The 13057-nt window shown below is 60.3% G+C and carries 11 protein-coding genes; 6 read left to right on the top strand and 5 right to left on the bottom strand.

The genetic code is table 11. The features are described 5' to 3' along the window. Positions 1–146: 146 nt before the first annotated feature. From KVT32_RS21790 to KVT32_RS21805, 4 genes are all read right to left on the bottom strand, one after another. Positions 147–2219 carry a DNA cytosine methyltransferase gene (locus KVT32_RS21790; protein WP_152385588.1) on the bottom strand — a complete coding sequence of 691 codons (2073 nt, stop codon included), beginning with the start codon at positions 2217–2219 and terminating at the stop codon, positions 147–149. Positions 2220–2428: 209 nt separating this feature from the next. Beyond that, positions 2429–2728, bottom strand: a complete 300-nt coding sequence (locus tag KVT32_RS21795; protein WP_217618841.1) for a hypothetical protein — start codon at positions 2726–2728, stop codon at positions 2429–2431. A 423-nt stretch (positions 2729–3151) separates the two neighbouring features. Then, complete coding sequence (locus KVT32_RS21800) at positions 3152–4042, bottom strand: recombination-associated protein RdgC (protein WP_152385590.1); 891 nt, start codon at positions 4040–4042, stop codon at positions 3152–3154. A gap of 38 nt (positions 4043–4080) precedes the next feature. After that, positions 4081–4281, bottom strand: a complete 201-nt coding sequence (locus KVT32_RS21805) for a hypothetical protein (RefSeq protein WP_227741402.1) — start codon at positions 4279–4281, stop codon at positions 4081–4083. 101 nt (positions 4282–4382) lie between these two features. Between KVT32_RS21805 and KVT32_RS21810 the strand changes: the two genes are divergently transcribed. The 5 genes from KVT32_RS21810 to KVT32_RS21830 all read left to right on the top strand — a co-directional run bounded on the left by KVT32_RS21810 (position 4383) and on the right by KVT32_RS21830 (position 8349). After that, positions 4383–5273, top strand: coding sequence for a hypothetical protein (locus KVT32_RS21810; RefSeq protein WP_227741403.1), 891 nt, complete (start codon positions 4383–4385; stop codon positions 5271–5273). Positions 5274–5302: 29 nt separating this feature from the next. Beyond that, positions 5303–5767, top strand: coding sequence for a hypothetical protein (locus KVT32_RS21815; protein ID WP_152385592.1), 465 nt, complete (start codon positions 5303–5305; stop codon positions 5765–5767). 11 nt (positions 5768–5778) lie between these two features. Next, entirely contained in the window at positions 5779–6480 is a 702-nt protein-coding gene (locus KVT32_RS21820) for an A24 family peptidase (RefSeq protein WP_152385593.1), read from the top strand. A 23-nt stretch (positions 6481–6503) separates the two neighbouring features. Beyond that, positions 6504–6983 (top strand): SPOR domain-containing protein, encoded by a 480-nt coding sequence (locus KVT32_RS21825; RefSeq protein WP_227741404.1) that lies wholly within the window; start codon positions 6504–6506, stop codon positions 6981–6983. Positions 6984–7203: 220 nt separating this feature from the next. Beyond that, positions 7204–8349, top strand: a complete 1146-nt coding sequence (locus tag KVT32_RS21830) for a hypothetical protein (RefSeq protein WP_152385595.1) — start codon at positions 7204–7206, stop codon at positions 8347–8349. A 309-nt stretch (positions 8350–8658) separates the two neighbouring features. On the opposite strand, the gene KVT32_RS21835 is transcribed toward KVT32_RS21830, so the two are convergent. After that, a complete protein-coding gene (locus KVT32_RS21835; RefSeq protein ID WP_152385596.1) occupies positions 8659–9825 on the bottom strand; it encodes a hypothetical protein in 1167 nt (388 codons plus the stop codon). Between the two features lie 1354 nt (positions 9826–11179). Between KVT32_RS21835 and KVT32_RS21840 the strand changes: the two genes are divergently transcribed. Next, entirely contained in the window at positions 11180–12376 is a 1197-nt protein-coding gene (locus KVT32_RS21840; RefSeq protein WP_152385597.1) for a site-specific integrase, read from the top strand. Positions 12377–13057: the final 681 nt, after the last annotated feature.

Below are 13057 nucleotides of genomic sequence, written 5' to 3' on the forward strand. Positions count from 1 at the left end.
CAATTTCTCCATGTGGCTTGTGCGCGGCTGAGTCGCCGTGACGGCTGCTGTGTGAAGCCAGTCTACGGATCAGCCTTGCGCCGCCAAAACTTTTTACCCGCACGCCGTGCGCCGGCGGATATGCAGCAGTATCCGCCGGTCGACCGTCATGCCGCCAGGCGTTCCGCGATGTGTCGTTCGTGGGAGAAGTTGGCCAGGATGAGAGCCTTGGCTACGGGCGGGCAGACGCTGTTGCCGCACATACGTACCTGAGCCGTCTTGCTGAGAGGGATTCTCGGAATGAGGCGCGGATCGCCCTCCACCTGGTGCCCATCAACGAATAGCAGCTTCGGATCCGGAATTTCGTTGATCACATAGGAGCTGGGAAAGCCCTGCGCACGATACAGCTCGCGCGGCACCAGCATGCGCAGGGTGATGTCGACGAGCACCCAGCCGCCGACGATGATGAGGTCGGCCTTTACGGGGAAGTGTTCAGGCAGATACTTGTGAAAAAAGCGCGCGCAGGCTTTGGCCTTTGCCAGCATGTGGGGCGGAACCGCATCCTGACGGACTTGGACCGTTTCAACAACGCCAACCCGATCTTTCGTCGTCAGCGTGTGCATTGGGTCGTTTGCTGCTGCCCACTGACCACCCTCACCGTAATACTTGATGAGGTGTGCCGCCACCAATCGCTGTTGTGAGCCGGTGCCCATCAGCGTGGAGGTAGGCGCATCCATTGCGCGGCCATTGCCTTCGTAGAAGCCGCCGTTGGCTTGTTCCAGACATGCGGCGACCATGACCTGCTCCCCTCGGTTGGCTCCAGTAATCGTGGCGAGGGGGGAGTCGGGGGATGCGCCGGGCCGATCTCCGTGGTGAGTGAGGTGGGTCAGGTGAGCTGCAACCATTGCGTGCTTTTTGGCTGCAACCACCGTGCCAAGCGGCGCTTGCACGTCCTGAGCGCGAGCGTCTTGGCCAGGGCGCTCCCCATATCCAATCGTGATTAGGTGGGCGCTGCTCAACGCATGGTGAGTCCCCCCAGCCGAGATGGTGGAGACAGGCGCGATGGCGCTGTCACCCTGCAGGTGGCTTTCCTGGGTGCCTCGTAAGGGCGCAATCATCGGCGCTACGAGGGCGCGATGGTTCTCCGTGGTCAAGGTCCCCAGCGGCTGAGTGGTGCTCACCGGTTTGCCGGCGTACTCTGGCCCGCCTTGGCCAGCAATGAACGGCGTCATAGCCAGCTCGTCGCCGCCCCTGTCACCGACGGCTTGCGGCACGATGAACGGATTGGCGTTGGCCAGAACATGACGCCACGTTCCCTTTGCGACACGACGCAGCGTGTTCACGACAAGGGGGCGCTCGCGCTGGAAAATGGACGTCGCAGCGATGGTGAAGTCGATGCACTCTGCTGCGGTTCGCCAGGGCTGCAAATGCCCTTGCTTGACCGCGAGCGAATCCGGCGCGCCATGAGTGGCTTCGGGCCAGACAATCGGGCGCCCGTCGCGGCGAGCCACTAGGAAGAAGCGTTTCCGAATAGTTGGCGTGTCCAGATCGCTGGCACGCAATTCACGCCATTCCACCTTGTAGCCGTGTTCGCGCAGCTGCCGGACAAAGCTCTCGAAGGTCTTGCCCTTCTTCTTCGGATCCGGATACCACTTGCCGTCGGCTTTCACGACGAGAGGCCCCCACGTCCGAAATTCTTCGACGTTCTCGATCGCCAAAAGTCGCGGCTTGCACTTAGCTGCCCACCGCATCGCCACCCACGCGAGGCCGCGAATATGCTTCTCAACCGGAGTGCCGCCCTTTGCTTTGCTGAAATGCTTGCAGTCAGGGCTCAACCACACCAAGCCCACGGGCCTGTTTCCGGTCACTTTGATCGGATCGACGGTCCATACAGACTCGCACAGGTGGAGAGTGTGCGGGTGGTTGATGGCGTGCATGGCGAGAGCTTCAGGGTCGTGGTTCACCGCAATGTCTACCGGCCGTCCGAATGCCTGTTCGAGGCCCTCGCTCGTACCGCCGCCCCCTGCAAAGTTGTCAATGATCAGTTCATCACCGAGATCGAGCGCGAGATTGCGGGAATCCGAGTGGGGCACATCGCGTCGCGAGCGAGCCGGCTGAAAGTTCCCACGGGCCCGGCGTGTGCTCCGCGAGTCGCGAGAGGGAGGTAGAGGAACCTGGACGGTGATGTTTGAGCCGTCGAAGAGACCAACGGTGCGACCGGCAGCTGCCATGCATTTCATGCGCATGCCCTCAAAAGATTCCGTAGACTTGGGGCGTGCGAAGTGTTGGGTGGGGGACTGGGAAAGCGGGGGCACGGCAGATCTCCAAAGTGATGAGTTGGTATGAACCAGACTATCGGAGCGGGCATCCGCGCGAAAACTTTGACGCGGCCGAGTGCGGATGCATTCCAGTCACCGGAGCCAAGCAATGTCGTGCGCTGAGGTTGCGCCTATTGATGGCTTTCCTCGAGTATCTCGAGGTCCGCATCTGAGGTGCTGTTCAACGTGCCACCGCAGCGCTGAACCATGGAGGGTAAGAACGTGCGCATCGAGCCATCAGCGGCGCGTAGGACGATCTCGTGACCGACGAGGTGAGGCAGAGAAATTTTGGCGACGGCTTGGGCTTCGACCCCCGCCCATTGGTCGCCGGCCAATACGCGATACCAGACATCGCCATTAATGGCGTCTATCACATAGAACTGCGCCAGCGCGAGCGCTGACGCGTGATTTACGCGGTGGCGCCTGGTCACGGCCGTTCAGTCGCGCAAGGCAATGATTGGGCAGCTTCAAACGCGCTGATGTCTTCTCGGGTTACAACGATAGAGCGCTCAGTACCCGGTAAAGGAACTACCCAGCGTCCCTTCCTGGGGCCCGACGTTGCGGGCCGGAACTCGCAGCCAGTGAGCTTCATAGGGACGGGCCCATTGTTCGGGTCACCGACCAGTTCGCCGCGGAAGAAATAGAACGCGACCGAGAGAGATTTACCCAGGACACCTTCGAGCTTCTGCCGTGCTGCAGCTCCGCTCGACAGGCGCTCGAAGATTGCCTCCTTGGCTACGTCGGGAGCAAGGTAGCCAAGGGTTGGGTCATCCGGCAACAGGCCGCAGTCAGACGGGTCGCTGCAGGTCCTTGTATCAACGCTAAGCATGATCAGTCTCCGCAAAGGATGATATTCAGTCGCGGGCGCCGCCATGAGCGGCGACCAGCTCGGTCAGCAGGCGGTTGAACTCTCCGCTCATGAGCGTGAAGTCCGAAAGGAAGCGCTCCTCCTCGTTCTCCGCCTGCTCCTGGTTCTCCCGCAGGACGTCGAGGGGCCTGATTGACTTCAACACAAAGTTTTCAGTCAAGACGAAGGAAATGCGGTCGGCCCAGGTCATGGCCAGGCGCGTGCACTGCTTGCCGGCCTGGATGTGCCGGCGGGCGTCGTCGGCATCGATTGAGTGTTTCACGTAGCGGATGGCCGCACCGCTCTCGCCAGAGGACCGCAGCTCTGTGTCTTGGTCGATGGTGAAGTTGGGAGGCGCTTCGTCGTCCGCAAGCCAGCCAGTCATCGCTGCCGCCGGCGACTGGGCGACGTACAGATTCTGGATGGGGAAGGGGTCGACGCACTTGGACAGAAAGCCGACCACTTCGTCAGCCTTGGAGGATGTTGCCGTGTCGATGGCCATCCAGCGGTTCTTGAGGTCGATCCACACCTGAGTATCGCGGTGGACGAGGAAGGCTTTCGGAAGGAGCTCGTCGTGCACGCGCTCCGTGATTTCCTTGCGTTGCTTTTTCCCGGGGCGATAGCCCTGCTGCTCGGTGACCTCGTCGATGCGGTCGGCCGCGACCTGCTTCACCACAGTGGACGGAAGCAGCCGCTTTTGTGCGCGCAGCGCGAAGAGGAGCTGGTCGCCGCCGCTGGCCACGCACAGTTGTCCGCCCTTCCGGGGAGGGACCCAGCCGAACTGTTGCATTTCCAAGCCCGCTTCCGGTAGGCCGTTTTGGCTGAGGCGTTCCTGCAGCTGCTCAGCCGTGATGGTCCATTCGGGGAGTAGGCGATAAAGAGTCAGATTCTTGAACATGGGTCCGGGATTTCGTCGATTCAGAAAATGGGGGGCGCTTAGGCGGCGATGCGCTGGTCGTACAGCGCGACAGCGGTTTTGCGAGCGGGCTGCGACCGCGGCGTGGAGTCGGATGCCGCGGACGGGGCACGGCGCATCGGGCTCTTCGCACTCATTGCTTTCACTGCCACGACGCGTCCTCCGACCCAATGGACCACCAGATCTTCCTGGTTGAAGTGCCACACGCTACTGATGGCCATGGACATTGTTGTTCTCCAAAAAAGGGGTGAATAATTTTGGCCTACGATATGAATCAGTATAATGATTCATACTAACAAATCGCAAACTTTAGGAGTTCTTTGTGAGCCTGGGGCAAAATTTTCTGTCTCGCCATTGCGCCTGGTCACGCTGGCGCACACGGGTGAAGGTGGCGCTGGGGGCCCTGACTATGCTGGGGGCGCTGCAATCGGGGCCCCTGCGAGCCCAGACGGTCGAACTGGAAATCCTGTCGCCATCCAATGCGGAACCCGCTCCAAAGCCCATCGCGCGGCAACAGTCGACCGACGGCCGCCTGCGGGAAGTGACCCGTTTTGGGTCGTCAATGGGGGCTGCCGAGCGACAGGATTTCGTGCGAGAAGCACAGGATCTGTTGCGCGGCGCGCTGGCCAGCTACGCCCTGAAAGAACGCGCGCCTCTGCAAGCGCAGGTTTTCGACATCGAGCATCCGTTGCTCGGGCGGGCGCTGAGCACCAGCACGGGCCGACCGCTGTCCAATTTCTCCAACTACTTCATGGCAATGCAGTTCTATCCGCAGGTGGAAGTGAACAAGGTGCGCATGCCGTTCTGCTTCATTCTGTTCAACGGGAGCCGCGCCGGCACATTGAGCAGCTCCCTGTTTCAAAGCCGTGCCGACTGGCTCGCCTACGCGGTGATGCACGAGTCGGGCCATTGTTTCCTGGCCCACCAGCGCTATCTCGGCCGTATCGGACCGATGAGCGGTCGTGAAGAAGAGGCCTTCGCTGACATGTTCGCAATGGGCTATGCGCTGGCCAGTGGCAACCCCGACGCCGCGAAAGCAATCTTGAAGCTGCAAGAGTCGTTGACTCCGATTACCACGGAGAACGACCACTATGAGCCCGCCTCGCGGGCCGCGTTTCTCAAGCGATGGCTCGATGCGCCCCCGGCCCCTCGCGACATCTACGACCTTTTCACCGTCACGGCCTCGGCATTCGACGCTGTGAAGCCGCGCTGAACCTTTCCCTATCGCTTGGAGCACTTCGAATGTCAGCCAGTCATGCAGATCACCAGTCCAACACCAGCTGCGACCGTGGCGCCGGCCGCAAGGCGCCCGCGTCACTGACGACGCTGAGCGAGAGCCTGCTTCCGTATGGGAAAGCTTTCTGCCATTTCACGCGCACATTCCACGAAGAGGTGGACTGGAGGCCCGAGGCCATAAGCCTGATTTGCCTCTGGATGAAGGGGGTGCAGGACCTGCAGGTGAGCGATTGCGGACTCGGGCTGATAACTGCCTACGTTCGCCTGGATGCCATTCGCAATGTCGGCATGATTCAGGGGCTGCTTTCTGCAGACGTGGCGGGCCGGATGAACGATCGAGTCAAGGAAACGTTCCAGCAACAGGGCCGCAGGCTTGCGGATGCTTCTTCGCCGAACACGGTGCAAATCGAGGGCAGTGTGGACCTGGGCGACGCCGGCACCTTGCGCGCGCGTGGCGCCACGATTCACTAGGACGGTTCCAGATGACCACGCCGATTACTTTGGCCGCAATGGCCGTCGTAGGTCTTGCGGCCGGGGAAGCCGTTGTGCGCCTGCGCCAACGCATCGAGCGGATCTTCGATGCGGAGTGCTATCCGGGCGCTACGTTGCTGGTGCTCTTCGCCGGCGGCGTTCGCCCGGTGGCTGGAGGCCTGGCGCCGCGCGCGAGCATGCTGGCCATTTGGATTGCGTGTTCGATTGCCCCAATACCGCCGACGAACGCTGTGGCTCTCGCCTTCTTTCTGACATTGTTGGCAGCGGGCGCGCTCGTCGACGCCCATGCCAGGGTCCTGCCCGACGAAATCACCGGTTCACTTGTATGGGGAGGGCTGATCGCTCAATGGGCGGGCGTCGTGCCTTGGGGTGGCTCCATCGAAACCGCCGTGATAGGCGTCGTAGTGGGCTACGGGGCGGTGTGGCTGGTTGCTGCGGGCTACTGCGGCTGCCGGCGTATGACAGCCATCGGCCACGGAGATCACAAGATGATCGCGGGCCTGTCGGCATGGCTCGGCGTGGGCGAGTTGCCTGCCGTCATATTGGGCTCGTGCGTACTGCAGGTGGTCGCGCAGCTGGTCATGCGTCGACGTGGTGTCATGGCATTTGGTCCAGCGCTGGCGGTGACCGGTGCGATTCTGGCCATCTTGAAGCTGGCCGGAGTTGAACTGCCTTTGCTGCATTTGCCATGAGGGCTCTAGCCTGGATCCTGGCTTTGTCGATTGCGACGGCCGGCGCCGGCGCCGCGGCGCTGTTCGTGTATTCCCTGGCCATCGAGCGCCCCCGCGACCTACGGACAGCAGATCCAGATTCTCTGGGTCCGTCCGATGACCAAGTCCGGCACCTCGACCCGAACGCGGGCCTAATTGATGGACCGTTGCCCCCGATGCAGCCGAACGAGCTGCGACCACTCGACGCCGATTCGGGGACGGGGGATTCCGAGGGCGGCGAGCTGCCAGCCCCGGCGGAAAGTTGGCTTGCCTCCGCAGCTTATGGGGGCGGCCAGGCCGCAGAACGGTTGGCCAAGGCTCTTCTTGCTAAGGGCGCCCCTAATGACCTCATCGCGATTGTGCGACGCACCAGTGTGGGTGGGAGCGTGCAGTGGAGGGTGGAGATTGGTCCGCTCACCGTCGGTCAGGCTGACGAGCTGCGGGCGCTGCTGCAAGAGCTTGGCCTGGATTTCTCGTTTGAATGAGTCGCGCCTAAACCGAGTTGCGGTGGTTTTGAAATCATCATTCTTAGGTATGTCGGCGTGAGGTCTTGAACTGCTAGTCTGACGCACGTTCTCTTTCGCAGAAGGCGAGCCGATCCCCCCTCCTGTGCAGTCGTTCTCACTCATATGCGCTTCGGAGACTCAAATGTTGAGACGATCAATTGCGTGTGTAGTGTGCATTGCGCTCGCGGGTTGCGGGACTTTGAAGACCACTTCCCCGTCGAGTGAGTTGAGTGGTTGGCGCTCCTTAGGGGCCGAGGCGGCGCTGTCCGCGCCACGATCCGCGCCAGACACCAGGACTGAAAGGGTCAAACGTGAAAATGCCGAGGCTCTTTTCAGCGTGTTCAGCCGAGAAGATCTATGTGGATCGCCTCCTGACAGAGATGCTCTGGTGGTGGGGCCTGTTGGGGGAACCATCATCATTGCCATTGTTTCTGCTGCGATAAGTTATTGGCAGAAGTATCAGCAGGTGATGCTCAAAAAAAGGAGCGAGGACACCAAAAAGGATTCAGACGCACAGATCGTAATGTCGCCTGAGCAGTTTCAAACCGCGAAATGCGTTGTGTATGTACGTAAAGCCCAAGATCCCCTAGCCAAGAATCGGGCCGATCAAGTTGAGCAGACGAAGACGGACCTTCTTCCAGGCAAAGGTGATTTGGTCATAGTGATGAAGGTCGTGCGCCCAACGGGTGGCAACGGTAGCAGCATATCGCCCGATCATTTCGTTCTGGTGCCGGTGTATGTCAGTGCACCCAATAGCATCGCGCTCACCACAACGGAACTGGGTATAACCGTGGCAATAGGTGTAACGCTACACCAAATTGGCGAAGTAGAAGGCATTCCGACACTTGCAAGTCTTGGCGTAGCGTCAACGGCGGTTGCCGGAGTACCCCTTGACGACAAGGCGTCCCGGTGCGTCCCTGGCCTTCCGAAGACCGAGGAAGAGGCCCTTCTGGAAATATTTGAAAAGCTCCCGCGACATATCGGACGGAGCGCTAAGCAAGACGAGAAGGCAACCGATCGCCCTGCGGTCCCATCTAAACCTGCGGAGGTGGCAACGGGCCGACCCACGGTCCCATCCCAACCTGCCAAGGTGGCATCCGATCAACGCGAAGCCGCATCCAGCCCTGCTGTAGAGTATGCATGCTCTCCCACTGGCATCCTGCCCCTGCCGATGGCCGGTGGGACCATCGTGCTAGGCATAGGCGTGCAAGAAAGAGGAAGCCTCGGGTTTGATGTGGACGTTGCCGAAGCGCAGATTGAGGCGATCGCGGCCGCGCTAGGACCTCTTTCCGCAACGCTCCTTGATGGGCACTTCAAACGCGCAAGAGTGCGGGCCGAGCAGTAACACTGCGAAGCTTCTGGGAGCGCGCAGCGCAGCAGTGTGAGGCCTCTACGCCTTCCATGGTTCTCGGCACCTGCAAGCTGAACGGCATAAACTCAAGGCGTACCTGCGGCATGTGCTGGCGCGCGACGCCTTTACCTCATCAGTTGGACCGAGCTGCTGCGTTGGACCCGCCCATCAATTGCGCTGCGCGGAGGCGCCGCGCTATCGCAGCATTGCCATCCACACGGAAATACGAGCCGATCACTTTTTTCAGCCCGAGCACTGCGGACGTGGTCAGGCGGGCGTACTCGATGCAGGGTACGGCCGTTCCTACCATAAATCTTCTAGGGCATCTTCACGGACACCGTAGACATGCCTTTCCAACGCCCAACCTGCAATACTTGCCGGTGCATTTAGTGGGGCATCTACCGGCAATTGTCCCAGGTGGTGGGCGAGTGCGTTCGCGACGAAATCTGCCAGCAACACCAGGGGTTGCGCCTTGCCGAGCACGCTAACAGAACCAATTCGCTGAATCGAAAAGGGGAGACTGCCGTTCGACGATCTAGCGGAAATTTCTATAATGTCCTTGACGTGCTCTCGGGTAGCCTTGTTAAAACCCTTCACGACATGGGATGAGTGCTCGATTTCTTGAAGATCGGCCTTGACCTCGTTGACGGTGCGTTCCAGTTTCTTGTCCATCTCATCGAAAACCAAATCTACGCGCTCACGACGGTGATCTGTTGCCCAGCAGTCCAGTTTCAGAAGCAGCCCGCTAAAAAGGTGGTCCTCCATCGTTTCGTCACTTGGACGCCTAAGCTCGGGAATGTCAACGTCGCTGCGCCGGGCTGCAGCCAACGGCTTGAGAGCGGACTGCAACGCCTCAAAGTTGCCGCGCGATAGCGCCGCGCGCCGGGCGTCATACACCACGCTCAGGTTGAAGTGGCTGATAATGCGCCACGCCTCCTCACGTGCAGATTTTGCGGCTTCTCCCCAGGCCGCATAGCCAGTCTTGAAAGCGTCCGTGATGTGCCACTTCTCCCCCTGAGGTGCCTCGGCAATAAAATTTTCAAAAGCCGGCCGGAAGGAAATTTCCACTTGGTCTTTCAATTCGGCCGGCAGGACCACGGCGCACAGCACGCCAAACTGATCATCTCGATCTTCCGTCAACTTCCGGACGAAGCCAGCTTTGCTCGGGCCAGACTCATCGATATAGGCGATGGCCGACCTGCTCTGCCACGCAGCGCGGCCGGCGTCTTCCCCCTCCACCGTGACGTTCAACAGATGGTCTGCAACCGCACCAAGCCGCAGATCAGCGACGCGCTGGCCTGTCATGTCGTACATGCGAGCCGTGGGCGGTTCGCCATCCTTGGCAGCAATGCCCCCCACTCTGTACCGTTCCCCAGCCTGCAACAAGAGGGTGTGCGCCTCATTTGTATCGCGGATAGTGGTCAACGCGAGCAATACATCGTCAGAACAGACGTTAAAAGGATCGAGCATTCTATGGTTTCCCCAATCAGTTGACGGATCATCACGTCGGCTGGTGTGCGTCTGGCCGCAACTACGTACCAGCGCCGCGACCCCACAAACCAAGCGAGCGCAATTTTTTTATTTATCGCGCCGTATGACCGCACACGCCGAAGCGTGAAGCCACGACCCGTAGGTGGCTCGCTCGCCGCAGGTTGTGGGCCTGGTCGGAACAATTCTAGGGTGGGGGGCACGATGACGTTATGAGTGATGCAAGGCCCTCTGGATCGGAGCCCCGGTCCGCACGAAATTTGTGACCTGGGACAGCATCAAGCACCAGGATCTCTGATTGGCAGGCCGTGTAGATTTGCCTGCCAATGCGGCGCAATTGAACACGGGCAATGAACCCGTGCTCGCCACTTAAGCCGGACTGCGCGTTCAGATCGTCCGCCGAGCCAAAGAAAGATGCTCGCAGCCACCCTCCCACTGCCGACGGTTCCGGCCCCACCTTCGATAGGGATAAGCTGCCGTATCGAACGTGGAGTTCGGGTGACGTTCTGACTAGCGGTACTGGGCTGCCGCGGGATCGTGATCTCGGATTCAAGGCGGCGGTAATGGCAGGTTCGACGATGCTCTCGAGTGCGACCCCGAAGAAGGTCTGAGGCGACGTAGCGACGTAAAGCGGTCGGTCGGGATCTGGAGCTAGGTCACCGACAGCGAGCTGCAGGGCAGAGACTAGGCCAGCAATATCCATCTCAGGCTCGAGCCTGAAAGCAGCGATACGCCGTGCCATAAGTGCGGCATCGATCAGCCAGCATTGCGCTGTGCCGAAATCGGCGTGTTCTCCGTTGTTTTTGACTGCACTTGAGTAATCCGCGTAGTTACGAAAACTGCGGGCCACGGCGATAAGCTCCAGGCATGCAGACGCTGACAACCTTGGGGTGATTAGGTTTGCAGACATGTGCTCCGCGATGTCGCGCGCCAAGATGGCGTGCCCTACCAGGGAAGGGGGAGGGTGCGAGCGCATTCGCATGGAGTCTTGTCCTCGGCGAAGTAGTCGTCAGTTTGACTTGGCCAGGGTTCGAAGCAAAATCAAGCGGAGGGAGAGTGAGCCATGCGCCCCGTAAGCGAGCCAGGGTCTGAACGCGGCCGGCAATGTCCCTCACAGCCTTCCAGTCGCCAGGCCTTGAAGAATGAAACCTAGGATAGGGGCGCTTCGAACTCGTCGCAAGTTAACTGCGCGAGACCGAAGCGTGCGGCGCAGCTGAACGCGCTATCCTTCGTTAACAGCCCGTCGCGAATGCACGGTTTACTAGGCTTGCGGGAGAGGGCGCCTGACAACTAGAATTAATTAAGGTTCGTTAACAGCCACGGAGCTTTCGCGCGCATGACCCACCCGGAACGATCGAGGGACTCCCTGCCCAGCCTGACCGGTGACCTCCTACATGGGTCGCTCTCCGCCTGGACGGATTCGCCCAAGGATGCATTCGAAGTCTGGATGGATACGCGCCGTTTGGCGGATTCGTCCAGGGTTGTGTATCGGTCCCAATGGGCCGGATTCGTCCACTATCTGGATTCGCACGGGGTTGGATTCGACCGGGTCGATTCGACCCTGATCCGAACATACCTTGAAGGTACCGGTCTCAAGTTGGAACAGCGCGAACGGATTCATCGCTTGATCGAACGCGCCTTCAACGCCATCACCAACACCCAGGCCGCCGCAACGAACCCCGCAGCGTCTGCCGCGGTGGCCAGGCGCCACAGCTGGCGCCTGGCAGAGCGAAATGACGATACGGATTTTTTGGACGAGTCCGACCACAGGAGCGCGATCGCATGGATCGGGTCCGCTCAGCCTCCTCAGGTAAAGCGGCCGTCAGCGAACCCCGCGGTGTCCAGTGGGCGCGCTCCGCGCGCCTGGGTTTTCAGCAGAAACAGAGCGGCATGCGCAGTTCTTCTCGCAGGGGGGCTGAAGCCGTCCGAGCTTCGCGAACTGGCCGTTAACGAAGTGTATTGCTCAGGTGTTCAGGAGGCCGGTGCGGGCCGCGCATCGAATGACATTCAGCGGCGTCTGCCGGAAGTCGAGTTCAACGAAGAATCGTCCTTTGTTGAGGCACATGTGGCGGATCGCGAACCGTCTGTTAACGAAGCTTATTGCGACGGTTCGGACCGGGCCCCGGAGCTGATGCTGCTCGTGCGCGGTACACCTACCAGCCGTGAGCGGCGGTTGCGTCTTCCGGTGTACGCGTCCCAAGCTTTGACCAGGTGGATGATCATGCTGCGTGCGACCGCTCCCGGCGCGAGCGCTGACGGATTCCCGCTTTTCCCTCGCGGCACCGCCGGCGGCCAGCTGTCCGTGCGCTCTGTCGAATACCTGGTCGAAGGATTCTTTGAAGGCTTCGTGCGCCTGGCCGACCCCGGCGACGGTAGGATCACGCCGCAGCTGCTGCGCAACAGCTTCGCAGCCGATCTGTTCGCCCGCGGGCTGCCGAGGGAAGACGTTCAGGAGCGCATGGGCTACTTCCTGGACGATTCCGCAGCTCGTCTGCACGCCGCCTGGCGCATGGCCACAGGCGGCAGTGAATAGCCTGCATAGAGTGCGTATCACGCGCGTCTACCGGGCCCCTCGATGTGGAGTAGCGACGACCGGAGCAACTGCTGCCTAAAGACAATTCCGTGCGGGACCATTCTGCAAGCACGCTCTTGCTCGCCATTATCCGCAGCCGCGCGGTCGCTGGGTTCTTCGGCACCCACCGCGCGGGCGCGCCCTTAGTGAACTGTTGCCAACCTCTGGTCGAGCTTCAACATCTCGGATAACGCCTCATCGACGGCCCGTGTGAGAGTCAAACCATTTTGGACACGCAGCCTTATGAAAGCCTGTTCGTGGCTCACGTTTCCATTTCGACCACTCGAGGACTTTGCGCGCGCTGCGATTTCTCGTAGCTGATCTGTCTTCTCCCCTCGCACGCTGCTTAGGTTAATGAAGGTGACCACCCTGAATGAATCGCCTGTTTGGGCCACGGTTACGCCGGCCGGGGAGAACCATTCATTGAGTTCCTGCCGGTCGATTAGGGATTCCCAGCGTTCGAGGGAAAACCCGCTGCGAACAATCTTAGGACTCACGAGCAGATCGGGGAATCTGTCCCGTAGCTTAGAGACAAAGGGCCCGAATTGCACTTGACGGATGCAGTCTGTTGATTTGCAGGCAGAGTTGACCCACTTTTACGTTTGATTTGCATCTAATTCTGACCCACCTCGTGAACACTAT

Source organism: Achromobacter sp. GbtcB20 (assembly GCF_019091095.1).
Taxonomy (GTDB): Bacteria; Pseudomonadota; Gammaproteobacteria; order Burkholderiales; family Burkholderiaceae_B; genus Achromobacter; species Achromobacter mucicolens.